This window comes from Candidatus Nitrosotenuis cloacae (assembly GCF_000955905.1).
In the GTDB taxonomy this organism is placed as follows: domain Archaea; phylum Thermoproteota; class Nitrososphaeria; order Nitrososphaerales; family Nitrosopumilaceae; genus Nitrosotenuis; species Nitrosotenuis cloacae.
Map to the genome: position 1 here is coordinate 1,484,640 of NZ_CP011097.1, position 25,200 is coordinate 1,509,839.

The 25,200-nt window shown below is 41.5% G+C and carries 24 protein-coding genes; 2 read left to right on the plus strand and 22 right to left on the minus strand.

Features of this window, described 5'->3' with window-relative positions; genetic code table 11:
* Nucleotides 1-23 precede the first annotated feature (23 nt).
* Nucleotides 24-1,334, plus strand: a complete 1,311-nt coding sequence (locus SU86_RS08515) for a PEFG-CTERM sorting domain-containing protein (protein ID WP_158507492.1) — start codon at nucleotides 24-26, stop codon at nucleotides 1,332-1,334.
* Here SU86_RS08515 and SU86_RS08520 read toward each other — a convergent pair.
* From SU86_RS08520 to SU86_RS08620, 21 genes are all read right to left on the minus strand, one after another.
* Nucleotides 1,320-1,922, minus strand: a complete 603-nt coding sequence (locus tag SU86_RS08520; RefSeq protein ID WP_048188760.1) for a hypothetical protein — start codon at nucleotides 1,920-1,922, stop codon at nucleotides 1,320-1,322. The two genes, SU86_RS08515 and SU86_RS08520, sit on opposite strands and share 15 nt — an antisense overlap.
* An 8-nt stretch (nucleotides 1,923-1,930) precedes the next feature.
* The gene (locus tag SU86_RS08525) at nucleotides 1,931-2,311 is read right to left on the minus strand and encodes a response regulator (protein ID WP_048188761.1); all 381 of its coding nucleotides are present in this window, start codon (nucleotides 2,309-2,311) and stop codon (nucleotides 1,931-1,933) included.
* Complete coding sequence (locus SU86_RS08530; protein ID WP_048188762.1) at nucleotides 2,308-2,805, minus strand: chemotaxis protein CheW; 498 nt, start codon at nucleotides 2,803-2,805, stop codon at nucleotides 2,308-2,310. Before SU86_RS08530 ends, SU86_RS08525 begins: the two co-directional genes overlap by 4 nt.
* A 121-nt stretch (nucleotides 2,806-2,926) precedes the next feature.
* The gene (locus SU86_RS08535) at nucleotides 2,927-3,754 is read right to left on the minus strand and encodes a CheR family methyltransferase (protein WP_048188763.1); all 828 of its coding nucleotides are present in this window, start codon (nucleotides 3,752-3,754) and stop codon (nucleotides 2,927-2,929) included.
* Nucleotides 3,751-4,263 carry a chemotaxis protein CheD gene (locus SU86_RS08540; protein ID WP_052755658.1) on the minus strand — a complete coding sequence of 171 codons (513 nt, stop codon included), beginning with the start codon at nucleotides 4,261-4,263 and terminating at the stop codon, nucleotides 3,751-3,753. Before SU86_RS08540 ends, SU86_RS08535 begins: the two co-directional genes overlap by 4 nt.
* Nucleotides 4,263-4,964, minus strand: coding sequence for a chemotaxis protein CheC (locus tag SU86_RS08545; RefSeq protein ID WP_052755661.1), 702 nt, complete (start codon nucleotides 4,962-4,964; stop codon nucleotides 4,263-4,265). Before SU86_RS08545 ends, SU86_RS08540 begins: the two co-directional genes overlap by 1 nt.
* Nucleotides 4,965-4,974: 10 nt before the next feature.
* A complete protein-coding gene (locus SU86_RS08550; protein WP_148550867.1) occupies nucleotides 4,975-6,519 on the minus strand; it encodes a chemotaxis protein CheA in 1,545 nt (514 codons plus the stop codon).
* The gene (gene cheB / locus SU86_RS08555) at nucleotides 6,506-7,570 is read right to left on the minus strand and encodes a chemotaxis-specific protein-glutamate methyltransferase CheB (RefSeq protein ID WP_236687693.1); all 1,065 of its coding nucleotides are present in this window, start codon (nucleotides 7,568-7,570) and stop codon (nucleotides 6,506-6,508) included. Before cheB ends, SU86_RS08550 begins: the two co-directional genes overlap by 14 nt.
* A 149-nt stretch (nucleotides 7,571-7,719) precedes the next feature.
* A complete protein-coding gene (locus tag SU86_RS08560; RefSeq protein ID WP_048188764.1) occupies nucleotides 7,720-7,977 on the minus strand; it encodes a hypothetical protein in 258 nt (85 codons plus the stop codon).
* A gap of 73 nt (nucleotides 7,978-8,050) precedes the next feature.
* On the minus strand, nucleotides 8,051-8,719 hold the full coding sequence (locus tag SU86_RS08565) for a chemotaxis protein CheW (RefSeq protein ID WP_052755664.1): 669 nt from the start codon (nucleotides 8,717-8,719) through the stop codon (nucleotides 8,051-8,053).
* Nucleotides 8,720-8,774: 55 nt separating this feature from the next.
* Nucleotides 8,775-10,259, minus strand: coding sequence for a type II secretion system F family protein (locus tag SU86_RS08570; RefSeq protein ID WP_048188765.1), 1,485 nt, complete (start codon nucleotides 10,257-10,259; stop codon nucleotides 8,775-8,777).
* Complete coding sequence (locus SU86_RS08575; protein ID WP_048188766.1) at nucleotides 10,256-11,929, minus strand: type II/IV secretion system ATPase subunit; 1,674 nt, start codon at nucleotides 11,927-11,929, stop codon at nucleotides 10,256-10,258. The genes SU86_RS08570 and SU86_RS08575 overlap by 4 nt, the downstream gene beginning before the upstream one ends.
* A gap of 13 nt (nucleotides 11,930-11,942) precedes the next feature.
* Entirely contained in the window at nucleotides 11,943-12,644 is a 702-nt protein-coding gene (locus SU86_RS08580; protein WP_048188767.1) for an ATPase domain-containing protein, read from the minus strand.
* 104 nt (nucleotides 12,645-12,748) lie between these two features.
* A complete protein-coding gene (locus SU86_RS08585; protein WP_048188768.1) occupies nucleotides 12,749-13,267 on the minus strand; it encodes a hypothetical protein in 519 nt (172 codons plus the stop codon).
* Between the two features lie 15 nt (nucleotides 13,268-13,282).
* Nucleotides 13,283-13,765 carry a hypothetical protein gene (locus SU86_RS08590; RefSeq protein ID WP_048188769.1) on the minus strand — a complete coding sequence of 161 codons (483 nt, stop codon included), beginning with the start codon at nucleotides 13,763-13,765 and terminating at the stop codon, nucleotides 13,283-13,285.
* A complete protein-coding gene (locus SU86_RS08595) occupies nucleotides 13,766-14,983 on the minus strand; it encodes a hypothetical protein (RefSeq protein ID WP_148550869.1) in 1,218 nt (405 codons plus the stop codon). It lies immediately after the preceding gene.
* 91 nt (nucleotides 14,984-15,074) lie between these two features.
* Nucleotides 15,075-15,788: an archaellin/type IV pilin N-terminal domain-containing protein gene (locus SU86_RS08600; RefSeq protein WP_048188771.1), complete on the minus strand. Its 714-nt coding sequence runs from the start codon at nucleotides 15,786-15,788 to the stop codon at nucleotides 15,075-15,077.
* A 90-nt stretch (nucleotides 15,789-15,878) separates the two neighbouring features.
* Nucleotides 15,879-16,607: a hypothetical protein gene (locus SU86_RS08605; protein WP_052755666.1), complete on the minus strand. Its 729-nt coding sequence runs from the start codon at nucleotides 16,605-16,607 to the stop codon at nucleotides 15,879-15,881.
* 128 nt (nucleotides 16,608-16,735) lie between these two features.
* Entirely contained in the window at nucleotides 16,736-17,422 is a 687-nt protein-coding gene (locus SU86_RS08610; RefSeq protein ID WP_048188772.1) for an archaellin/type IV pilin N-terminal domain-containing protein, read from the minus strand.
* A 92-nt stretch (nucleotides 17,423-17,514) separates the two neighbouring features.
* Nucleotides 17,515-18,222, minus strand: a complete 708-nt coding sequence (locus tag SU86_RS08615) for an archaellin/type IV pilin N-terminal domain-containing protein (protein ID WP_048189453.1) — start codon at nucleotides 18,220-18,222, stop codon at nucleotides 17,515-17,517.
* A gap of 110 nt (nucleotides 18,223-18,332) precedes the next feature.
* A complete protein-coding gene (locus tag SU86_RS08620) occupies nucleotides 18,333-19,046 on the minus strand; it encodes an archaellin/type IV pilin N-terminal domain-containing protein (protein WP_048188773.1) in 714 nt (237 codons plus the stop codon).
* Nucleotides 19,047-19,305: 259 nt separating this feature from the next.
* Between SU86_RS08620 and SU86_RS08625 the strand changes: the two genes are divergently transcribed.
* Nucleotides 19,306-20,109, plus strand: a complete 804-nt coding sequence (locus tag SU86_RS08625; protein WP_048189455.1) for a TrmB family transcriptional regulator — start codon at nucleotides 19,306-19,308, stop codon at nucleotides 20,107-20,109.
* 22 nt (nucleotides 20,110-20,131) lie between these two features.
* Here SU86_RS08625 and SU86_RS08630 read toward each other — a convergent pair whose 3' ends face one another.
* A complete protein-coding gene (locus tag SU86_RS08630) occupies nucleotides 20,132-25,189 on the minus strand; it encodes a tetratricopeptide repeat protein (protein WP_048188774.1) in 5,058 nt (1,685 codons plus the stop codon).
* Nucleotides 25,190-25,200: the final 11 nt, after the last annotated feature.

The following is a 25,200-nucleotide window of genomic DNA, read 5'->3' on the forward strand; positions in this document are numbered from 1 at the left end:
TAAGATTTTATTTTTTATTGGTATTGGTATTTTTAATTCCAATTAGTTCTGTGTATGGCCATGGCCTAGGCCTTGAAACCATAAAGCTAAATGCTGATGATAGAAAACTGTCCATAACCACACAGATAAGTCCAACCGAGTTCTCAGAGACTGCACAAAAACAGATAACCATGACAATTACTGATTCACTGACAACTCAAAACGTGGATGCCATATTGTTGGTTGCTCTGTATCATGAAGACACTCAGGTCTTTAGAGAATATTTTGGTACCACAGGTGGAGTCTTGCGAATTGATGTAAACCCAAGTACCGATGAACAAATACAGATCTCAGGTCAGCAAGAACAGACATTTGATGCATGGTACGGAACAGAATCAAACCCATTAGAGATCACAGGCCCCATCCTAAATACGGGAGGCCTGTATCGCTTTGAGGTCGAAATAAAGAGTATAGACTCGGAGGCAGTGCAAAACCAAGCCTTTTCTACATATATCACCTCAATAACAAACCACAGATACGACAAGCAGGACAAAAATGGCAATCCCGTAAGATTTGATGTAAAATCATATTACGACAAGATCTCCGGCTTTGATTATTCCCAGGACACAAACTCTATCACGCTAGAGATGCCATTTGATTGGAGTGAGCAAAACATCTCGCATACCGAAGTAGTTCACGAGGAGGTTCATTTTCCAAAGGAATTTGTGGATTTGTTAGTTCCTAGCTACACAGGTACTGTAAATGGAATAGATTTGTTCAAGTCATCGATAACAATTGATGATTATTCCATAGAAGACCAAAGAATCGTTCATTTTGTATTATCACAGGACATGCTGCGATATCTCAAGCAGGCCCAAAAGGACAAAGGAATTGAGAGTCCTCAAGACTTGAAGTTTGTCCTTAAGATAGGCAGCAAGATAGTCTTTCCAGTAATTGCAATGACCAAAAATGAATCGCTCCAAGTTGACCTTTCATGGGAGCCCGAAACAATAGAGCCAGGCAAGAACACCAAATTCATCTTTACATTCAGAGACGGTAAGACGGGTGAGCTGTTACGCAACACGACATACGACTTTGTTATCTTGCAAAATGGCAAGCAAATTCACACCAAGTCTGCCAATGCGCAAATTGGTGGCGACTATGTAGACTATACTTTTTCAGAATCGCAAAAGGGCCCAATAACCATCCAATTCAACAATCTGCGAGGAACAGGTCAGGGAACGGAGTTTAGCATAATGGTTGTGCCAGAGTTTGGAGTATTGGCTTTTGTTATACTTGCAATATCCATTACAAGTATCATCATATTTAGCAGAAAGAGACTAGTGTTTTTCTAGTAGTTTTTTTGCATTAAGCGGATCCAAAATCATCAACATTCGGAGTTTTAGTCCGCCAGATGAGGAAAATTCCGCAGTGCATGCAATGAGGGACTGGGTCTCGATTCCTATCTCCATTGCAGGAAACTCCAAAATAGACATGAATGTGTCCACCGCAAAGCCAGGAATGTCTGCGCTTGTGTTGCAGCCCTGATCATTTGCCAGTGCATTAAAAAAAGATCCAGAGAGAATATTTCCTGTCTCTGACAGTGATGATTTGGATAGTTTTGTAAACGAGTCCAGTCTTTTTTTGCCCAAAAGTCTTGCTGCAAATTTTTTACCGTCCTTTTCAGGCATGTAATATAGTACTCCGACATTGATGTCGCCGGTTTGTTTTAGATATACTGCAGACATGTTTTCTGCATCTGCAAATGCCGGTGTGAGCTGGTTCAACTCAGTGATATCGAGCATTTCTGTTTTTCCTATCTTACATTGGATCTGCTCGCCAAGCAACATTCCTAATGCCTCTACTGTTTTTGTAGAGACACATTTGGAAAAGATTTCAGATAAACGCCCAAGATCGTCTTGCGTTACTGCAAAAGTCTGCATTAAGGTCCCTATTTCTGTCGGAGCACCTTGTTTAGCACAAGGCCCACTGTTGTCTTATCAAATGGCTTTACTATGTAATCTCGCGCACCAAGCTTCATTGCGTCCTGGACTATTTGCTTTTGCTCAACTGATGTCACCATCACTACCTTGGCAGTAGGATCGATCTTCATTATAGCCCGCAATGCTTGGATGCCATCTGCTCGCGGCATGTTTACATCCATCGTGACTAGGTTTGGCTTACTGGTCTGGTATGCCTTGACTCCATCCACACCATCTCCTGCTTCAATGATTTCAGTTGCCAATCCATTTGATTTGATGATGTCTTTGAGGACTGTTCTCATAAATGACGCATCATCCACTACAAGGATTTTTGATGATGCTGTGCTCATTGCTTGCCACCCTCCATTATTTGTGACAGATCAGCACTTGAATCAGACAATAGCTTGACTACATCAATTAATACGACTAGCTTTTGATTCAGCTTGGCAATTCCTTTGATGTAGTTGTGTGATTCAAGAACGGTTTGCGGTGCCGATTCCAAATCCTTTGTTTGGATTCTCATGACTTGGTCGACCTCATCTACTAGTAGCCCTGTTTGGATACCATTGACCTCAATTACTAGGATTCTCTGTTTGGCAGAATTTGTTTGCCCCTCAGATACAAGGCCTAGCTTTTCTTTTACATCAATTACTGGTATGATCAGCCCACGCAGATTCATTATTCCTTTGACATAGGACCTTGCGTTTGGAATGTTTGTTATGGATTCAACTGCACGAATTTCACGGACTTGTTCAATTGGAATGGCATAATCTTCTTTTTGTTCACCAAGCAGGCAAAATGTTACTGCCTGAAATGAATCAACTGTCAATACTTGGGTCGACATTACAGTGATGCCTCCTTGTGTTCAACACTTGTTAGAGATACGGTTTTCTTGAAATTCATGAGTGTTATATTTTTGATAAAATAATAATCTAGAGTGTGTTTGCGGCGAACAGACAAATTATTCATTGTTGCCTTACCTCGGGTGTTGTGTTTTTGTAAATTCTCTCGCGAGCAAATGCACATGAGAACAGCTTTGATGATTCCACGCCCATCATAGTTTCGTCTTGGCCAATCACAAGATAGCCATCAGATACAAGTGACTTGTGAAATCTTTTGAATACCAGTTCCTGTGCAGGCTTGTCATAGTATATCAGAACGTTTCTGCACGTGATGAGATCTGCTTTATCAACCGGATATGACAGAATGTCTCCCTGCTCAAATGTCACAGTCTCCTTTATGGAGTCATTTACTGTATACGAATCATTCCCATTTGAGATAAGATATTTTGAGACCAAATCTGGTGTGAGATTTTTTATGTTTTGGGTAAGGTATTGTCCCTTTTTTGCACGTGCGATGGCCTCTGCGCTGATATCTGTTGCAATTACGCTGAATTTTGATCGCTGACCCAATGCCTCTCTTAGTAAGATGGCAAGGCTGTATGGTTCCTCACCAGATGCACATCCAGCACTCCAGACCTTTAGTGCGGTACGTTTTTTTGTTATTTCCGGTATTATTTTTGATGAGATCAACTGCCACACAAACAAATCTCGATAAAATTCAGTTACATTGATTGAGAAGCTCTTGAAAAGCAGCGTTGGCTCGGTCGCATCAGATGCCAGTATCTTTGCATATTCAGAACCATCCACTACACCAACTGATCTCATACGCGCAGTAATTCTTCTGCCTAAGAATGGTTTTTTGAATTGTTTTAGATCTTTTCCTATCTTGTCCTTCATTATTTTGCCGATTTGTTCTAGTTGCTGATCGGTTATTGCTTCCAGTACGCTCAAATTGTGCTTACTCCTTTGGTTCTGTCTTTGATTGTCATTGTACCAGAAATCACATCAAATATTATCCATCTCCCATTCTTTTCACCAACATCCTCAGATATTATTGGGATTTTTTTCTCAGCCAGTGCTGTTCGTATGGCATCTACATTTCGTGTTCCAATGTTGAATATGTTCTTGCTTCCCTCATTTTGAAATACGCTGGCTCCACCTGCCATCTTTGCCTTTAGTCTACTTTGTTGCGCTCCACTAGCGGCCAGTCTTTCAAGCAAGACCTTGATTGCAACATCAACAAATTTTCCTTCTGGTTTTGGTATTGGTTGGGTTGTGTTATTTTTTGGAAGCATCACATGGGCCATGCCTGCAATCTTTGCCACAGGATCATACAGGCATATAGCAACACAAGAGCCAACAAATGTCTGGAGCGTGGTTTTGTCTTTTTCTGTGAGGCCGAGGCCGCCCATAGGAATGTCAAGTGCGCCAGAGTTTTGTACCTGTTTTGTGAAGCTCATTATTTTTCTCCCAGAATATCATCAAGCAATGCATCCAGCTCTGAGTTTTGCCCACCAACTGGGTATGATGCGGCCTCTTGTATGACAGAAGCATCAGACTTGTGGTTTGCAAGAAGCTTTCTTGCATCATCTGGGTTTTGCATTATTATCATGTGCAGCTTTGCACCACTAGATTTGCCTACCAGCTCAACGTCTGCAATTACTGCATCATCTGATGGATTGATCACGTCTTTTACTGAGAGGTCAACTAGTGAATGAAATTCGTCGTTTTTGTAATCAGGTGTAGACAGATCAACGCGGAATCCAGTTCCATGAGAAAGTGCATTAAAAAAAGAGCCAGTCATTATATTGGCTACTTCTTGTATGGCAGATGCGCCCATTTCGTCTATTTGGCATATTTCTTCTTGGCACATTAGTTTGGCCGCAATCTTTCTTGCATGCTTTTCTTTTATGGTGTAAAGAATCTCTATGTGAGTGTCCCCTTTTCCGTTTAGTCGCACTGCGCACATTTTGATCTCATCAGGCTCTAGTCGGATACTTTTGATATTAGAAATACCGTTGTCCAAAATCCGAACATTGTGGTTTATTGGTTCACTAAGTAAGGTGGAGAGTGCGCCTGATGTTTTGGATGTGATGTATTGACAAAAGATTTGCTCTAGTGTTCGAGTTTCTTCTTGGTTTAGGACTGGGATTGTACTCAAGATAATTCACCTAAACTAACAGCGCTGGATCTAGAATTAACGCAACACTTCCATCACCTAGTATAGTAGCATTTGTGAAAAGCTCAGACGAGTGAGCCTCGTTGCCAAGTCGTTTTATTACGATTTCCTGCTTTTTATCATACGAATCCACAACCAAACCATATGGCTTGCCACCCTTGTCCACAATTACGACGGTTATCTTATCAGTCGGAGTATGGTTTTGATCAATTCCCAGAATTGATGCTACACGAATAAGTGGAACTACTTGCTCGCGCAGAACAATTGTCTCTTGACCGTGTATGCTTTTGATCTGGTCTGGCTCTACTACCACAGTAGTAGAGATACTAGATAGTGGAAGGACGTACTTGTCGCCTGAGACATTGATGAGTAATCCTCCAATGATTGAGACGCTTAACGGTATGGTCAGAATCATAACTGTTCCCTTTCCTTTCTGAGTCGTTATCTTGACATTGCCACCGACTTGTTCTACCTGAGTAATGACTACATCCATTCCTACTCCTCTTCCTGAGACATCGGTTACCTCCTTTGCAGTGGAGAGTCCTGGTGTTCCAAGCAAGTTGATTGCCTCCTCATCTGATAATTTCATCGCCTGGTCTTCTGTGAGAAGGCCCTTCTCGATTGCCTTTGCCTTTATTCTATCAAGATTGATTCCGCGACCATCGTCTTCGATTTTGATTGCTACCTGATCTCCCACACCATATGCCGTTAGTCGAATGGTTCCAGTTGTCGATTTACCTGCCTCTGCTCGCTCTTCTGGAGGTTCTAATCCATGGTCCACGCAGTTTCGCAAGATGTGCAGTAATGGATCAGTTATAGCATCAAGAACGGTTCTGTCCAGCTCAATGCCTGAGCTTTCCATGACCAGATTCACCTGTTTGCCAAGTGCTGCAGACGTATCTCTGACCAGCCTTGTGAATCTACTAAAGACCTGATCAACTGGAACCAGTCTCAGTTTCATGGACTGATATTGCAGATCTGTAACCAGTCTGTCAAGCTCCATCAGAACTTGGTGAGAGTCATCAGAGCTTTTACTCATTGTTTGCTCTAGTCGCATTTTTGATATCACTAATTCTCCGACCAAATTCACAAGCGAATCCAAATCCGTCATTTTGACACGAATCGTAGGTGATTTTGCATTGTTGGTTGAGGCCTCAGTTGCAGTGTACTGAACTTCGTCTGGCTTTTCCAGCATTTGTAAAAATGGCTTGAGATCTATTTTCTTTTTCTCATCTGCAATCATCTCGCGCAACAAATCAATGCACTTGAAAAGAGCACTTGCCAAATTTGGCGTGAGCTTTGCTTGACCTTTTCTAATATTATCAAAAATGTTCTCAATATTTTTGCATAGTTCTCTGGTATCATCATATCCCATTGTAGCCGACATGCCTTTGACTGTATGAGCAGATCGGAATATCAAATCCAGATATTCGCGCTTTTCCGGCTCTTCTTCCAGCTTTAATAATGTCTCATTTACTGTCTCCACATGTTCTAGTGCCTCTGAGACATACATCTCTCTGTAGCTACTTTGTGACAAGCTTTTTGACCTCCTCAACTATTGCACCTGCCATTTTTTCTGGCGGCAACAATTGATCCACTGCGTTTAGATCTACTGCTGCCTTTGCCATGCCAAAGACTACAGATGATTTCTCATCCTGAGCAAATGTCTTGCCACCTCTTCGCTTTATGGTCTTCATTCCAAATGCGCCATCATGTCCCATTCCGGTTAATGTGACTCCGACGGTATTTGCACCAAAGAATTCGGATGCAGATACCATGGTAACATTTGCTGCAGGCCTGACTCCGAATCGTTTAGGTCCATTGATTAGTTTGATTTTGAGATTGGAATCTACCTCCATGTGAAGATCTCCTGGGGCAACCAAGGCAACTCCTTGTGTGATCAGATCTCCTTCTTGTGCTTCTTTTACGGTGATTTCAGACGCCTCGTTTAGTCGCTCGGCAAATTTTTGCGTAAATCCCTTTGGCATGTGTTGGACAACCAAGACTCCTGCTGGAAGATCAGCGGGAAGCCCTGCAAGAATGGTTTGGACAATGTTTGGCCCACCAGTCGATGATGCTATGGTTACTACAATAGATGCTGCCTGAGATGATACAATTGCCTTTCTTTTTGGCCTTAGTGTACCGATTTTTTCAACCACTAGCTTGTATGGATCGCATTTTGCAGCACCAGTAATTTTTGTAATCAGGGTTTCCTTAAGATGATTAGTTCCATCTGGATTTACCTGAGATATTGGGACAAAATCAATTGCTCCGTTTTCCAACGCATCCAAAACAATTTTTGCACCATCTTGGCTGAAGCTGCTGACCAATATGGTAGGAATTAATATTCCACGCTTTACCATCTCCTCAATGAATGTGACACCATCCATTCGAGGCATCTCCAGATCAAGCAGTATGACATCAGGTTTTTGTAATGTGATTTTGCGCAATCCCTCAACTCCATCTCGCGCAATATCGTAAACCTGAATTGTCTCAGTTGAGACCAAGTCCTTGAGAAGCGTGCTCATGTATGCAGAATCGTTAATGATCATTACATTGATCTGGGAAGAAACTGATTTTGCTAGCAATTTATCACCATTTTAACCAAAACAAATACCCCCAGGTATGGTAAAGCTAGGACTGATCAATCCAGATTGCATTAATGACGTAAAATCAAATCACGATATATCATCAAGTGTGTTTGCCATGATCACACAAAAATCATGAATATGCGGTACTACTTTCGTAGGCCCTTAATTTTGTCTGTGATTTCCTGTTGTGCCTCAAGGGAGTGCTGCACTGAAAGCCTAACGTTTTGGTATAGTGTGGGGTTGTTTTGCTCCAGTGCCTTTTTCTCTAGTTTTTGCAGTTGTTTTTCTATGTCTTTGAGATAGTCCAGTCCCCACTGGTAGCCATCTTCCTGGCTCATAGGCCTGCCTTGCTCAGACTCTATTTTGTCATAGATCTCTTCCAACTTTGGCAACTTGTATGACATTTGGTCTGCTACACATCGATATTGTATTAAACTTCAGGGAATTTTATTTGCCGGATCGATTCCAGAATGGCAATCAGGACAGGGTTTCTTCCCGGATTATCTGGGTTGGAGGAATTCCCTGCTCATCTTCTGCAAATACTGCCGCAAGTTCTGGCGGAATGTCATTTATGGTTTGATTTGCAGTTTCTACTTGGGCCATCTCTGTTGACTGGGTCTCTGATATCTTTGGTACCTCGGATGTCTTTGATTCTGATTGCTTTGTCTCTTTTTCGACAGATTCTCTTTTGCCTAACAGTAATGCCTCGGCATCAAGCAGTATGATCAATCTTTGATCTAGTTTTGCGATTCCCTTGATATAATGATGTGATTCCGTTGCGCCTTGCGGTGCAGAATCAATGTCTTTCGTTTGGATTCGCATGACTTGGTCTACCTCATCAACCAATAAGCCAGTAAGAGAATCTGCAATGTTTGCTACCAGAATCCTTTGTTTAGAGTCAGCTGCTGTGCGGGTACCAAGACCTAGCTTTTCTTTTACATCAATTACTGGTATGATCAGCCCACGCAGATTCATTATTCCTTTGACATGCGATTCCGAGCGTGGAACTCGAGTAATTTTTTCAACCGATCGAATTTCACGGACTTGTTCAATTGGAATGGCATAATCCTCCTTTTTGTTGGACTGATTTGTTATCATAAATGAGACTACCTGTATGGTATCTACAGATGCTGCCTGTGCACTCATTGTTCTGATATTTTAAAATCAGGATATAGGATACTGTGTGTTTGATATATTCAGACTAGATGTCTGGCTTGACGAAATCAAGCACATGTGTTGCCAAATAGTCAGATAGTATGGCATCCATTGCAAACATGACTACAGAACCTATTACAATCAACAATCCAACATGGTAAAATACAGTCTTGTAGAGGCCGCCTTGTGCTACCTTTAGTGCCATAGCAGAGATGGCTGAGACCATTATGATCATTGCCGGCATCATCATCGCCATGAACTGTGGATCAATTGGCGTTAATTGTAATGTGTCATTTGAGACATCCACGGTACTGACAAGCTCATAAAATATTCCGGTAAGCTTGTTCATCAAGCCAAATACTGCTAGAGTTAGTGCATGCAGCACTATAATGATAGTCTCAAATGTCTTGGCAGTCTGTGCACGTTTTGCCCTAAGCTCGTTGATTTTTACAGTAATCTCCGATACTTGGTTTCCTGCAATGTTCAGATTTCCACCCTTATCCATTGCATTTGATATGACCTCGTTTCCATTGGCTATGATTTCACTACCTGTGTCTCGAGACATCAGCTCAAACGCTACCTTTTGCTCTATTCTGTGCTTGATGCGGTTTTTGAATCTCTGAATGTTTTCCTGTAACGGCCCAAAATCACTTCTAAGCACTGCCTCAAGTGCTCCACCAACGGATCCCACAGTCGCATAAATCTCGCCAAAGTGACGAATAAACTGTGGATACCATTCGTTTAGCTGTCTCACTTTTTGCTCCATCTTTCTTGCAAGCAATCCAGGATAGATCAGAGGAGCGCCGGCAATTCCAACTGCCAGTACGGTTGGCACAATTTGCGTGATCACTAACACAATGCCAATTCCGGCACCTGCACCAAGTGTCATGTATACTTTGATTCTGAATTTTAGGTCCTCGTCTGCACTCGCATATCCTAGCTTGTCACGAGGGAACATGATGTACATCATGAATACGAATGCACTCATGCTTGCAGCCACACCAATGAATGACATCAATAGGATCTGCTCAGAGTTTTCTTGTCCCATTAGCATACTCATAATCGAGTTTGCCGCAATCATAAATGCCGCAGTAGACATCAAGGTATAGAACATTTCCAAGAATAGCTTTTGGTTTTCGAGCTTTCTCTCATATACTATAGAATAGCTTACCAGAGTCGATTTTATCTCTTCTCCCAAAAATGATTTGAGTGAATCTCCCAACCTGATGACTTGGGCCAGCTTCATCAGAATTTGCTTTAGCTGATCAGACTTGTCAGTAGAGACCTTGTCCGCAATCATCTCTAGTGATTTTGACACTCCATAGCCCCACCCTATTCCCAGCTGGTATACCTCACGGAATGCCGCGGTGTATTTGCCATAGTTTGTCTCACGTGCTGTTCGAATCAGGTCGATGCCGCCCACTTCGCCAGTGGACACACAATACAAAAATGCCACAAAATAGACAAACTTTTCGTCGCTTTTTTGGATGTTTGCCAGCGTGAGATTCTTGAATAGTGGAATCTGTATCATAGTGTGTCAAGTTCCTTGTAGAATGCCTCAAGGCCTATCTCTCGACAGTGGGATATTGAATCAAACACATCATAAAAATTGAAGATTCTTTTTTCCATCATTCTTTGCAGGATTTTTGCACGTAGCTCCAATTCTTCATACAATAGTCCTTCGTCTTTTTTGTGCATACCTCTTTTTTCCAAAACCTTTTGCACAAATAATGCACTGGAACCTTTACCCCTGAACTTGACCTCATCAGTGCCTGGATCCCAGTTAAACACCGGAATGAACATGATGTTGCCGCCTTCTGCATTATAACCCAGAATTTCATTGATGGACAAGACTCGTCTTACTCTTTTTCCGCCAGGGCCCTGCACTGCTCCCTGAAACAGTCCGATGTTTAGGTTTTCTACGTTTGTCTTTGGAATGAGCATTGGTGGATTGGTGATTCTCTGAATTAGTGCAGTCATGTTTGCTGCGTGGAATGTAGACACTACTGGGTGGCCGGTCTGCATAGCCTGAAACGCAATGTTTGCTTCTGCTCCTCTGATTTCTCCTACAAAGATGTAGTTGGGACGCTGTCTTAGGGCTGCTTTTAGCAAATCAAACATTGTTACCGAGGAATGCTCGTTACCAGTGTCTCTGGTTTGCTCTGTGATCCAGTTAGAGTGAGGTAATGTAAGCTCAGGAGTGTCTTCTATTGTGACAATTTTCCAGTTTGATGGAATGAATGCAGTCAGCGCCATTAGAGTGGTGGTCTTACCAGACGCAGTCTCTCCATTAATGAAGACACTCATGCCTTCTGCAAGCATCATCCACATGTACGCCGCTTCCCTAAAGTCGAGTGCCTTTGATGTGAGAACTTGGGTGATTGATAGAGGTGTGGATGCGAATTTTCTTATGGTTGCGTTTGTGCCTTTTCTGGAAATATCTTTGCCAAACACAATGTTGATTCTGGACCCATCCGGAAGCACTGCGTCTATTACTGGTTTTGCATGAGAGACGGTTTTTCCAAACTGCTCCGACATGGAAATGATGAGCTCGTCAATTTCTTCTACACCCAAAAATAGCGGACACTTTAGTGCACCAAAGGACTTGTGGATTACATACACGTTTCCCGCGCCAATTATGGAAATATCTTCTAGGTTGGAATCTGCCAGAAATGGATCCAAGATTCCAGTTCCTGCCCTTTTTTGCAGAAAATGATACCGCAGTCCTGTCCAGTCGTTTTTGTATACAGGCAGTGTCTTTAGCTTGTACACATCTCCCAGTGTGTTATAGTCAACTGGTGTCTCTGAGATCTGTGTGTTTGTCTTTAGATAGTTTTCAATCATGTTGAATCGTTCTGTGATTTCTAGCGGTGGCACCATGTCGGCTGACTGGATTGCGAACATTTTATCCGCAATGTCCATTATTTTTCTCTCAGGTGGATCCGGCTCTATTATGACATATTCCATATATCCATCATCAGATGACGTGTGCGGATTGATGTGGATGTATGTGGTATCTGTGACAGGATAGATCAGGTTTGGCTCCTTGAGCTTTTTGTGCTCTGCCTGTAGTGACTCTGTGAATAAGGGTAGCGGATTGCCACGTGAGGTGTATGTGTCCACATAGTTTAGCAGGTGAGGGGACTTTTTGAGCTCCTCAATGAAGCGCTTGTCTTTTACTTGGGCAAAATCAAAAGGCACGGCCGTAGCCTCCCTATGCGTTTGCCATCGATATTGGCACGATCTTTATTCCAAAAGTCATGTCCACCTCAAAGGCAAATCCCGAGTCGGTGTTTTCTTTAGAACCAATTAGCTTTACAATTTTTAGTGTCTTGACATCCTTGCCACCGATGTTGGTTGAACCCAATTTTAGATAGACATCGACTCCGCCTTTGACTCGCATTCTAAGGTCTGGTGGAATGTCTTCTGGATGTATGGTAATGATAATGCTCATGCCGCGAGCAACCAAATACTTGCACTGGGTAAAAAATTCCAAAATTCTGCTGGCATCCGAAAATACTGTCAACAACGACAGCGAGTCAATCACGACACAGTTGTGTTCCTTGAAGCTGTTGCCAATGTATTTGCCAACTACTGGCAACAAATATGACGATTGCTCACGATTCCACTGGACTCCATACATGTGGAGCGGCATTATAGTGAGTCGGTTTCGTAGAAAGGCAGTAGAAAAATTAAATGTTATAGCCTTCATATTTTCAATGTATTCTTTGACGGTGTTTTCGGTAACGCAGAGAATTTTTTTATCTGAATTTAGAAATCCTTTCATGAATTGTGCTGCAAGTGCCGATTTTCCAGTTCCATGATCTCCTTCAATTAGCATTAGTGTAGGAAATGGGATTCCTCCACCAAACTGTCTGTCGACTTCTTCGTTGGTACACGGAATTATCTCAGTCATTGTTCCTCCATTTTATAAAATAGGCAAATACTACATTCAACAAAATTCGTGAAGAAAAATTTGATATAAGATGGTGTTTGGTCTTTTCGAACGAATATCAAAAACTAGGTGCCATCGGTTCTGGTTGCTGTGATTCCCTTATCAGTTGATATGGTAGCATATGCAGTTCCACTTGCAGCCAGTGTTGTACTGGATGTTGCACGTCCATTTAGGATTTCATCTGTGTTTAGGATTTTTGGATCTATTGCATCACTGCTAATGGATGTAATGCACCATTTTCCAGCAGAGGGAGTTCCGCACGCACCACTTTGATAGGTGAATGACTCGGTTTTGTTTGTGCTGCCAGATATCGGATATGTGACGATGAGGCTGAATTTCTCATAGTTCCAAAGCTTTTCCGTGCCAGAATTTGTTATGGTAAAGTCAATTGTGGTAGAAGCTGCCGTTGCAGTAAGGGAGCTCATGGCAATGTTTGTCTTTAGTATTGAATTCTCAATGCCAGATATTTCGGATGATGCCTTTGTAACAGAAGTAGTCTGATCCACCACACCTGGCAACATTAGCAATATGTACACCAATGCAAACATGACTATTCCACCTGCAATAGCTACGCTTAGTCCCATGTGTGATACCCCCGATCAGGTTGAAAGAACATAATCAGAATAGACACCGTTTGGCGCAATCACCCTTACCACGTATGTCTTGCTAGATGTGAGCTGAGTGTCGGTAATTTTGATTTGAAATGTGTCCATTTTTTGGATTATGGTTGGTACGGTAACTGGTTGGAACTTCCAGGTGTCTTCTCCACCAGATACACTGTATGGGATTCTTTGAGCAGAACCAGACTCACCAAAATACACATCAATGGATGTTGGCGATGTGATAGGATCAATTCCAATGTTTTTAGTCCAGATTTCAAGTGTTGGAGGCGATGCAGTAGTGTTTCTCATCACATGGATTACTTTGAGCTTTGTGAGCATTTCATTTTTCTGCGCCTCTGATGTTGCGGTAAATGTTGACTCAAATGTTCCAACCTGCGACATTACCACACCTGCAATCGATGTTGCAACAACAATGGATGCAATGATTAGAATTGCCTCAGTCATTACACTGGATGCCATCTAGTTTTCCCTCTCGCGCTTTGACTTTGTGCTTAATCTTGCATAATATGCATCTGATTCCTTGTCGTTTAGGCCGACAATTTTTGCAAACTTGTACAATTGAGATATTGCATCATCAGTTGACATGCCGGAATTTTTTAGCATGTCAATTATGTTATAGATAGTGTGCTCATCTTCCGGCTTTAGGCCCATGAGTTTGCACTGTTCCACTAGCAGGTCTATGCAATCTTCTCCTCTTTCTGCAAACATTTCTCCGACCAATTCTACGATTGCCATCATGTTTGCAACGGAAAGGTTCCCAGAGAACAATGGCTTCATCATTGAATCCATCGGATTGTTCAGGTCTGTTCCCTTGACTAGATTGTCCATTTCACTGCCTTGTCTTATGGTAGTAGTGCTAGGCATTACCTGTGGTACCGGCTGAGCTGGCTGTGAGCTACCACCTGCTTGTATGATTACAGGAATTGGAGCGCTCTGGGCTGGCATTTGTACTTGTGGCATGACTTGTTGTGGCGGAATTGGTGATGGCATCTGTCCCTGAAGAATTCCTTGCTTTAGTGGTAATGATGGATCAGATAGGTTCGTCAGGTCTAGTGCCTCAAAGTATTTTCTCATAAAGTTTAGCGGATTTGATATTTCTGCTTGGAATGCCTTCATGTCAGTTAAGGTTCCTTCAAATGATTCAGTTAGTGTGTCTACGCTTTCCTTTGTTACCTTCATGTCTTCTTTGATTTTGTTTAGGTCTTTTTTGAAGGTGGTAAGGTCTTTTTCAACTGGCTCAAATTTCTGATCAATTAATTCACGGATTTTGTTCTCATCAATTCCTCCCATGACTGATGCGACTTCGGTTTCTGTGGTTATGGTGTCACTGATTGATGCTGATGGTCCTCCAGCCAATAATGCTTCTAGTTCTGCGTTTGCGCCGCCAATCTTTCCAGTGTCTATTGCTGCATCGGATGTTGGAGATTCAGACTGGATAACTTGGGTTGGCTCGCCAAGCAATGCACTTAATGGATCCTCTGGTGCTAGTTCTTGTGCCTTTGGCGCCTGCTTTGGAGCAGCTCCTCCAGGCAGGAATTTTGGCACTGCTACCAATACAGATGCAATAACACTTACCGGTATGACAAAGTAAAACAGTGAATTATTAATCTCAAACAAGTATTGAGGAAATGCCTCATACAATACCAACGTGTATACACCGGCTATACTTCCTGCCAAAAACATTCGAAAGCCGGGTGTAATACTAGTCAGTGTTTTAGTGAAAAAAGAAAAAAGATTGCTTGGAGCGATCATAAGAGCACTCCCGCATCTATCCGAGATCTACAACCGCTGTTGTAATTGATGGCACTTGTCTTTCTATAGTCAATGCAGAGCCAGTTGGTACTAGGACTTCTGCACGGATCTTGTCAAGTGCTGACGGTCTGTCTCCAACTTTGTAGGCAATTGCCAATACTGCGTGCTCACCCTGGTCCAAGATGTCGTTGTTGTTTGAGTTTTGTGTCCAGTAGATGAATGCCTTGGTACTTGTTGGAATTCCAGTTGCATCAAATGGATCCTCAGTAATGTATAGGTCTGAATCTGCTGCGTCATCTGTTGCTAGCTCCAATGATGCCCATTCGCCGGATACATCATCATCACCATCACTGTTTTCAGTCAGTGTTCCTGCGTAAATGTTGTCGTATGTGACAGTGTTACTTAGGTATTTGACTGCTGCAGTGCCTGGTGCTAGGTTGACAGATTCTCCGCCAGTTGCAATTTTTAGTGGAACGCCTACTACCTCTAGTATTGCTGAGGTTGTGTTACCACTAGCTGTGACCTTACCTGCGATCTCTAGGGCGCTTGATGCTTCACCTAGACTTGATGCTATGGTTGTCTTTGCCTTTTGTGTTGTAGAGAAACCCATGTTGAGAACGACAAAAGCTAAGGCTGCTGCTACAATTACAAATGCAATCATAACAATTGCAGACTCGACGCCTATGACTCCTCTATGGGATTGTCTGTGTCCTTTTCTAATAAGGTTCATTGGATTGGTATGATATCGTAAGAGTATATGCTAGAGTGTGATCAGGATGATCAAACATGGAATTAGTTTAAAGCAGAATCGCTATATTGATTATAAAGTTTTGAGTTTTTTCAGTATCTCATAACCATTGTCTGGAAGAAAGGTTTCTGGATAACAATTAAGCATATGACCGTTATCGATTTTATAGAAATTCCAAGAATCACAATTCCAATCTTTTTCATATTGAGTGTTGATATGTTTCCAGTCAAATCCACTTACTACGTCAGGTGTTGGATGAGCAGGACCGCGAATTAGAGAAATGACATTAGTTTCATAGTTTACGCTAATCTTAGAAGTCAATGCGTTTGGATAAAGATAGATTACATTTGGATGGTTTACTATTGCATCAAATTCCGCCCGAGTTACAAACTCATTATGCAGTAAGATTACTTTGTCAAATTGGCCCAAAATTGCTGGATTTTTGTCAATATCAATGTCATCTATTACTTGGTAACCAAGAAACTCTAGTACTCGAAAGCCATTTCCGCTTGAAGAAAATGTTTTCTCATATGTTTGATGCAATTTTACACTAGTACAAGAATCGCAGTATCCAGAGTAATAATCATGAAATCCGTTCCAATCATACGCACTTTGTGTGAAAATTGGATAAACCACGGCTGTTTTTCCATCAGCCTGAAGGTCCTCATAGTTTTCATAATATCTCAGCTCTGGCATTTTCTCAATCATATAAGCGCTGGAAGAGTCTTCCGGAATGGCAGTATATGCTTGTGAGCTATTTGCCACAACAAATGCTAACATAACTAACATTGTTGCAGTCATGCTAATCATTATACCATTAAAACGCCTAATCATAATTTAGTGACATTTTATTAAATTAAAAAGTCTAGATTTGTTCAAACTGAAAAACAAGAGTGAGAAAAATTGTATTTCTTGGAAAATCAGTACGATTATCCAAGATCTACTATGGAATGTGTGATGTTTGGTACCAGTCTCTCAACTGTGAGCGGTGATCCAGTAGGAACTATGACCTCAACTTTGATGTTATCTAGTGCTGCTGGTCTCTCGCTTCCTTTGTGAACAATAGCGAGTACTGCGTGTTCGCCCTGATCCAAGATTGCATTGTTGTTTAAGTTCACAGCAAAATAGATCACTGCAGCAGTAGCATCTGCCGCTGTATTACTAGTGATTGGATTCACGTTAATATGTCCGGCCTGTGCAGCCGCTTGCATTGCAGTAGTCAGATTAGAGTAAGTACCACTGGTTAAAACTCCAGTCATGATGTTATCATATTCCACGGTATTGCTGAAGTATTTCACAGCCATCGTAGTGTTACCCAGGTTTACCGAAGATCCGCCAGATGCTAGCTTTAGTGGTACTGCAGTAACATTCATTTTACCAGTTGGAGATACATCTCCAGAACCAGTTACTTTGCCTGCAATTTCTAATGCGCTGCTAGATTCTTCAAGACTAGATATGATTGCTGTCTTTGCTCTTTGTGTTGTAGAGAAACCCATGTTGAGAACGACAAAAGCTAAGGCTGCTGCTACAATTACAAATGCAATCATAACAATTGCAGACTCGACGCCTATGACTCCTCTATGAGATGGTCGGTGTCCTTTTCTAACAAGTTTCATTGGATTTGTATTATTCTATCAGAGTATATCCTAGAGTGTGATCAGGATGATCAAACACAAATTACAACAATAGAATATAATTTGTTTAAGTTCTAACCTAAGTTTATCACTTGGGTTGATATCAATGGCACTTGTCTTTCTATAGTCAATGCAGAGCCAGTTGGTACTAGGACTTCTGCACGGATCTTGTCAAGTGCTGACGGTCTGTCTCCAACTTTGTAGGCAATTGCCAATACTGCGTGCTCACCCTGGTCCAAGATGTCGTTGTTGTTTGAGTTTTGTGTCCAGTAGATGAATGCCTTGGTACTTGTTGGAATTCCAGTTGCATCAAATGGATCCTCAGTAATGTATAGGTCTGAATCTGCTGCGTCATCTGTTGCTAGCTCCAATGATGCCCATTCGCCGGATACATCATCATCACCATCACTGTTTTCAGTCAGTGTTCCTGCGTAAATGTTGTCGTATGTGACAGTGTTACTTAGGTATTTGACTGCTGCAGTGCCTGGTGCTAGGTTGACAGATTCTCCGCCCGTTGCAATTTTTAGTGGAACGCCTACTACCTCTAGTATTGCTGAGGTTGTGTTGCCATGTGCAAATATGGTGCCTGAAATCTCTAATGCGCTTGATGTTTGGCCTAAGCTCGTACCAATTATTGTCTTTGCCTTTTGTGTTGTAGAGAAACCCATGTTGAGAACGACAAAAGCTAAGGCTGCTGCTACAATTACAAGAACAATTACAATTACTGTAGCCTCTAAACCTGAAACTCCTCTACGTTTACTAGGTACAAGATGAAGCCTCATGTTTTGAAATGATGTCATAAATCTATATTGTATAGTGTGTGTATTACGATCGAACGAACAGTACTTTGAACTTGGATAAAATAAAAAAGAAATTGTGATTTTTGGGATCACTAACCCATATCTACAACAGATGTTGTGATTGTTGGTACTTGCCTTTCAACAGTCAATGGTGCACCAGTTGGTACAACGATTTCAGCTCTGACTTTATCCAGCGCTGTTGGTCGCTCACTTGCACCATGTGCAATAGCAAGTACTGCGTGTTCACCTTGATCCAGGATCGCGTTAAGTGTTCCAGTACTGACTGACCAATACACAATTGCTTTTGTATTTGTCGGGACAGCCTTTGTGACTGGATGGATTGAAGAAGTGAATGTGCTTGCATAGTCTGTCTGTGCTCTGGTAAAAGCAGCAGATACATCTGTTGCTGTTGCACCTAATGGTCCAACGTAGATGTTATCATATTGGATAGAGTTGCTAATGTATTTGACTGATGCAGTAGCTAACGCCAAGTTTACTGATTCTCCACCAGATGCGATCTTAATTGGTATCGAAGTGACATTAAGATATGGTGTTGATGAACACCCACCTGCCGAAGTCGTACAGCCAGTTCCAGTTACTTTGCCTGCAACTGTTAAGCTGCTTGATGCTTCAGTTAGACCTGATCCAATGGTTGTCTTTGCCTTTTGTGTTGTAGAGAAACCCATGTTGAGAACGACAAAAGCTAAGGCTGCTGCTACAATTACAAATGCAATCATAACAATTGCAGACTCGACGCCTATGACTCCTCTATGGGATTGTCTGTGTCCTTTTCTAATAAGGTTCATTGGATTTGTATTATTCTATCAGAGTATATCCTAGAGTGTGATCAGGATGTGCAAACATATAGTCGATATGAACTGTTTAATGATTTGAAATCTACGGACTTTGCAAAAAATCATTACAAGAAACTAGATTCGCGTGTTTGTTTGAATGAAACAGACAACAACTAAAATCATTATTATAATTCTGATTGTACATGTTCACAAAAAACAACATCACAATCAAAAAACAAAATTCCAATTCCAACCATACCGGAGCAATGCAATGAGCATTCATGAGGAGCTGACTACAGCACTTTCATACTTTGGCCTGGAAAAAACAGACGCAATGGTCTATCTTGGCTTGCTCCAGATGGGCTCAGTCACAGTAGGGACAATGTCTGCAAAGCTAGACATCGACAGAGGTAAGGCATATCGCTCGCTAAACAAATTACGAAATCTTGGACTGATCACAACAACGTTTTCCAATCCAACCATCTGCAAGGCAATTGAGCCAAAGGAAGGCCTCACCACCATAATGCAGAGAAGAGAAGATGAAATCATCACAATGCAAAAACTGTCTCGCAAAATTGTAGAGCAACTACAACAAATAACAAGACCAGAGACTGCAACAGAGATCTCTTCATTCTCTATCATACAAGGACGCGCCAACATTTACGCAAGAGTTGGCAAGCTTATCCAAGAATCCACAAAGACGATCTACATTGTCACAACAGTAGAAGACATTCTTAGAATGTATCACACTGCCATCCCAGAAAAGATCAAAATGTGCAAGCAAAACAAGGGCGATGTGCGAATTCTGACTTGGACAAACAGCGAGAACCTCTTGCCATTGGTAAACAGACTAAATGCGTCTGAGACCAGAATAGGCAAACTGCCATCCAAATCCAGAATGATAGTGGAAGAAGGAAATCAGCTGATTATGTCGGGTTCCATCAAAGAATCCATGGATCTCAATGATGACAACGACTCCATAATGTACACCAATTCATCTGAGATGATAAACAACATGTACAGTCTTTGCACACACCTGTGGAAAAAGGCAAAGTCAATAGAACTACTAATGTAGTTTTTTATCATTTTTTAAAAAATTATTTTATAATTGCTTTAAAGCCAGGGTTTTGCTCAAGGCTGGAAAACACATTATCCAGTTTTACCATATTACCATATGCCGGATCAAGCTCAACCAAGACTTTGATCAGTTTTATCGAGTCGGCTAGTTTGCCAAGCAGTACAAGCGATTTAGCTTTGTGATACAGTACGTCCTTATTTTGTGGCTCACTTGATAAAACATGATCAAACTCGGAAATTGCTTCTGTGTGTCTTGCGGCAAGCTGCAATGTCTTTGCTTTTTGTGTAATCCAGATATGATCATCTGAAGATAATTTGGAAAAACACTCTATGGATTCGTCATATTTGGCAAGCTTTGAGAGCAAGACTGCCTTTTGGTATAATGCCGATTGGTTGTTTGACTCATTTTCCAGTATCAAATCAAACAGAATAGACGATTTCTCATATTGACCCAAAGTTGAGTATATGATTCCCTTGTGAAGTAAGACATCATTGTCGGCCTTTTGTATTTGCTCAAAACAAGAGACAGCATTTTCATATTCTCCAAGTGATACAAGTGCTTGGCCTTTATGATATAATGCAGAAGGATCATTGGCGTTTTGTATCATAACATCAAAACACGAAATTGCATCTGAGAATTTTTCTAATTTCTTTAGAGCGATTCCTTTGTTTAGTATCGAATCAATATGGTTTGGATAGACTGCAAGAAAATTATCAAACACATTTACTGCCTGCTCATACTGTTTGGTGTGTAAAAGACACAGCCCCAAATAATACAAAGTTTCTTTGTATTGAGCGTCATGTTGGATGATTTTTTCGATGCAATCCAAAGCGACTTGATATTGTTCTGTTTTTACAGAAATCATTGCAAATGTGTATAGCGCTTCCAAGTTGTTTTTATCAATGGATAGTGCTTTTTGGCAATAATCTGCAGCATCATGTATCATATCAAGACAGAACAACGACTTTGCCTTGTAGACTAGTGCGTTCAAATCATTTTGATTTATTCTCAATACTTGATCCAGATTATAAATTGCAGAATCAAACCTATTCAGCTCAAACAAAAGCTTGCCTTTGTGGAATAATCCATCTGGATGATTGGGACTTTTAGCAAGAATTTGATCAAAGCAACTAATTGCACCCTCAAGATTTTGGAGACTCTCAAGAATTAGTCCCTTATCAAATAATGCCTCGGTATGATCCTTGTTAAAGTCAAGAACCCTATCAAAAATCTCCAGTGCCTCTGAATACATGCCTGTGTTTGTGTAAAGATGTCCTTTTTGGTACAGCACTTGGTAATCATTTGGAGATATTTGAAGAGCCTTGTTGTAGCAGGCAAGCGCCTCTGAGTATTTTTCCAGTGCTGCAAAGGTAAGGCCTTTGTGGTGTAGGGTGTCGGCGTTGTTTGGTGATATGGCCAGAGATTTGTCAAAGTAGGCGAGGGCCTCGGCATAGTCGGAGAGGTGGAATAGGGCAAGGCCTTTGTGGTGTAGGGTGTCGGCGTTGTTTGGTGATATGGCCAGAGATTTGTCAAAGTAGGCGAGGGCCAATACGTACTCACCTAGTCTTAGATGTGATACGCCTCTGTGGTATAACACTAGGACATGTTGCGGGTTTTGCTGTAATGTTTTATCAAACACAACTATTGCCTCAGCGTCACGGCCGAGTGCTGAAAGAGTTTTTGCTTTTTCAAACATAGCCAAATGATTTAATTTGTCATAAACTAGAACACCATCAAAACACTTTAGCGCGTCGGAATGACGCTGAAGTTTGTTTAGGGCAAGGCCTTTTTCATATGATGATGTGGTGTGGTTTGGGTTTTTGTCCAATATCTTGTTGTAGATTTCAACTGCATTGCTGTTTTGGCCCATGCTGGCAAATGACTTTGCATATGCTAGCTGTGTATTTTGATCGTTTGGACATATCAACAATAATGATGAATAACATTCCAGTGCCTTGGCATGATTTCCAAGATTTGCAAGCAATAGTCCTTTATGATACAATGCGCTGACACATTTTGGATCTAGTGTTATTGCACGATCAAAATGCAAAAGTGAATTTTCATAATAGCCTAGTTTCTGAAGTAGGTAACCTTTCTCACTTAGTGCCTCTGCAAACTTTGGGCGAATCTGCAATGCTTTGTCATGACATGTGATGGCCTCTGAGTATTTTTCCAGTGCTGCAAAGGTAAGGCCTTTGTGGTGTAGGGTGTCGGCGTTGTTTGGTGATATGGCCAGAGATTTGTCAAAGTAGGCGAGGGCCTCGGAATAGTTGGAGAGGTGGAATAGGGCAAGGCCTTTGTGGTGTAGGGTGTCGGCGTTGTTTGGTGATATGGTAAGTGCCTTGTCATAACAAGAAATGGCGTCTGCGTAACGAAACAGACTATCCAGTACGATTGCTTTTTGGAATAACGACTCGAAGTGGTTTGGTGATATGGCCAGAGATTTGTCAAAGTAGGCGAGGGCCTCGGAATAGTTGGAGAGGTGGAATAGGGCAAGGCCTTTGTGGTGTAGGGTGTCGGCGTTGTTTGGTGATATGGCCAGAGCACTATCCAGGCAGATCAAGGCCTCTTTGTGCTTTGACAGAACAGATAATGTCATTGCCTTGTGGGAGACGGCATCAAAGTGAGCTGGATTGTACTGTAACACTTGATCAAAGTAGCTAAGAGCCTCAGAGTGCTTGCCTGTTGTGGCAAGTGCCAACCCCTTGTGGTATAGTGCAGGTGTGTTGGATGGGTTTAGCTGCAAGGCCTTATCAAAACACACGATCGCATTATGTATAGATCCTAGTTGCAGTAAAGCAAACGCCTTGTAGTATAGCGCATCAAAATTATTTACATCAATTCCAAGTACTAGATCAAGACATTCTATTGCTCGATCATATTTGCCAAGCTTAGATAATGATCTTCCTTTGCCATACAATACATCGGGATTGTTTGGCTCGGTTTCCAGAATTGCATCGTAGCATAAAATTGCCTCATGTTCTCTGTTTAATGCAGAAAGAGATTGGGCTTTGTTATACAATACATAGCCATTGTTTGGTTCATTTTCCAGTATCAGATTAAGATTAGAAAGAGATTCCTCATAGCTACCTATTTCATGTAATGAGATTGCCTTGTTGACAAGAACTTGTATGTTGTTTGGAGATAGTTTTAGTGCCCTATCAAAATAGGTGAGGGCCTCTTTGTGCTTTGACAGAACAGATAATGTCATTGCCTTGTGGGAGACGGCATCAAAGTGAGCTGGATTGTACTGTAACACTTGATCAAAGTAGCTAAGAGCCTCAGAGTGCTTGCCTATTGTGGCAAGTGCCAACCCCTTGTGGTATAGTGCAGGTGTGTTGGATGGGTTTAGCTGCAAGGCCTTATCAAAATAAGTTAGCGATTCTACCGATTTGCCAAGCTTGTACATGGAGTGGCCTATGCTGGCAAGAATAGAGTCGTTGTTTGGAGATATGGTTAGGGCTTTTTCAAGATATACTAGGGCCTCAACATGGTTTGAGAGCTGCAATAACGCAAGGCCTTTTTGGTGTAGTGCATTTGCATTGTTTGGATTTATTGTAAGAGATTTGTCAAAGTATGCAAGTGCCTCATTGTATTTTCCCAAATGTAAAAGACATGTAGCCTTGCCAAGAACACTGTCAATGTGAGATTGGTTTACTGCTAGAGTTTTCTCATAAAATGAAAGTGCATCAGAATATTTGCCCAAATGCAAAAGGCACGATGCCTTGCCAAGAACACTGTCGTGATGTTTTGGATTTGCCTTTAATGATGAATTAAAGCATTCTAGTGCTGCATCATAATATCCAAGCAGATGTAATGTTCTTGCTTTGCTACAGATTGCATCAAAATGATTTGGCATTATTTCAAGAATGTTATCATATGATGATATTGCCCGATCATGTATTCCAGAATAAGACAGTGCAGTTGCTTTGCAGTACAATGCATCTACATTAGCAGGGTTTACTTCTAGGATGATGTTGCAATTTTTGATTGCAGATTCATAGTCATCCAAAGAAGATAGCGTGTTTGCCTTTTGCAGTATTGCTTCCTCAAAGCCAGAATCAAGTGAGATTGCCTTATCAAAATATTCTAGTGCCTCAGATTTTTTACCAGTCTCCAAAAATGCACGACCAAGCTCATAGAACACTATAGGTCGATTAGGGCTAAACTCTAGCGATTTCTCATAATATGATATTGCCAGATGATGTTTGCCAAGGTTTGCAAGGCATATGCCTTTGCCAAACAAAATATCAGCATGGTGTGGGTCTATTTCTAGTGCCTTATCAAAACAAGACAATGAAGTTTCATATTGTCCCAGTCCGATCAGTGAGAGGCCTTTGTTGTATATGGCATCAAAGTATTGCGGATTTGTCTCTAATGCCCTATCATACAGAAATATTGCTTCTTTGTGGTTGCCAAGCGATGATAGTGCAATTGCCTTGTTGACAAGAATCTGCGTGTTGTTTGGCTCTATCTCCAGCGCCCTATCAAAAAACGGCACTGCATCATTATTATTTCCAAGATGCATTAATGCTAGGCCTTTTTTGTACAAGCCATCAAGATAATTTGGATCTATTGCAAGCGTTTGCTCATAGCATGAAAGTGCCTCCTGATGCTTTGATAGTAATGCAAGCGAATCACCCTTGCAGTGTAGTGCATCAAAGTATTGCGGATCGATTTCCAACACCCTATCATACAATGAAATTGCTTCTTTGTGGTTGCCAAGCTTTGATTGGATCAATCCCTTGCTTAGCAGTGCCTTGACATTTTGCGGATCGGCTCGCAACAGCTTATCATATGATGTGAGTGCCCTGGTGTACTGCCTGTCGTAATAATGAAAACTTCCCAAAAGAGCATCGAGATCTTTGTCTGATGTTTGCTTTTGTTTTGGGATGCGCGCCTGTAGCTTTTCTTGGACCTTTAGCATGCTCGCTACCTTTGATTTGTCATCGACGGATAGCTCCAAGTGCTGATTTGGATCTAGATCTGGCTTTATTCCACGACCCTCAATTAGGCGTTTGAGCAGTCCATTTACAAGTGCTAATTGGTTTAGAACGATACTATCCGAAGATGTCATAACATCAGAGA

What these genes read in the sequence shown, in the direction of transcription:
- SU86_RS08520 (WP_048188760.1), bottom strand. Translation starts at nt 1,922, where the DNA reads ATGCAGACTTTTGCAGTAACGCAAGACGATCTTGGGCGTTTATCTGAA.
- SU86_RS08525 (WP_048188761.1), bottom strand. Translation starts at nt 2,311, where the DNA reads ATGAGCACAGCATCATCAAAAATCCTTGTAGTGGATGATGCGTCATTT.
- SU86_RS08530 (WP_048188762.1), bottom strand. Translation starts at nt 2,805, where the DNA reads ATGTCGACCCAAGTATTGACAGTTGATTCATTTCAGGCAGTAACATTT.
- SU86_RS08540 (WP_052755658.1), bottom strand. Translation starts at nt 4,263, where the DNA reads ATGAGCTTCACAAAACAGGTACAAAACTCTGGCGCACTTGACATTCCT.
- SU86_RS08560 (WP_048188764.1), bottom strand. Translation starts at nt 7,977, where the DNA reads ATGTCATACAAGTTGCCAAAGTTGGAAGAGATCTATGACAAAATAGAG.
- SU86_RS08565 (WP_052755664.1), bottom strand. Translation starts at nt 8,719, where the DNA reads ATGAGTGCACAGGCAGCATCTGTAGATACCATACAGGTAGTCTCATTT.
- SU86_RS08570 (WP_048188765.1), bottom strand. Translation starts at nt 10,259, where the DNA reads ATGATACAGATTCCACTATTCAAGAATCTCACGCTGGCAAACATCCAA.
- SU86_RS08580 (WP_048188767.1), bottom strand. Translation starts at nt 12,644, where the DNA reads ATGACTGAGATAATTCCGTGTACCAACGAAGAAGTCGACAGACAGTTT.
- SU86_RS08585 (WP_048188768.1), bottom strand. Translation starts at nt 13,267, where the DNA reads ATGGGACTAAGCGTAGCTATTGCAGGTGGAATAGTCATGTTTGCATTG.
- SU86_RS08590 (WP_048188769.1), bottom strand. Translation starts at nt 13,765, where the DNA reads ATGGCATCCAGTGTAATGACTGAGGCAATTCTAATCATTGCATCCATT.
- SU86_RS08600 (WP_048188771.1), bottom strand. Translation starts at nt 15,788, where the DNA reads ATGAACCTTATTAGAAAAGGACACAGACAATCCCATAGAGGAGTCATA.
- SU86_RS08605 (WP_052755666.1), bottom strand. Translation starts at nt 16,607, where the DNA reads ATGACTGCAACAATGTTAGTTATGTTAGCATTTGTTGTGGCAAATAGC.
- SU86_RS08610 (WP_048188772.1), bottom strand. Translation starts at nt 17,422, where the DNA reads ATGAAACTTGTTAGAAAAGGACACCGACCATCTCATAGAGGAGTCATA.
- SU86_RS08615 (WP_048189453.1), bottom strand. Translation starts at nt 18,222, where the DNA reads ATGAGGCTTCATCTTGTACCTAGTAAACGTAGAGGAGTTTCAGGTTTA.
- SU86_RS08620 (WP_048188773.1), bottom strand. Translation starts at nt 19,046, where the DNA reads ATGAACCTTATTAGAAAAGGACACAGACAATCCCATAGAGGAGTCATA.
- SU86_RS08625 (WP_048189455.1), top strand. Translation starts at nt 19,306, where the DNA reads ATGAGCATTCATGAGGAGCTGACTACAGCACTTTCATACTTTGGCCTG.
- SU86_RS08630 (WP_048188774.1), bottom strand. Translation starts at nt 25,189, where the DNA reads ATGACATCTTCGGATAGTATCGTTCTAAACCAATTAGCACTTGTAAAT.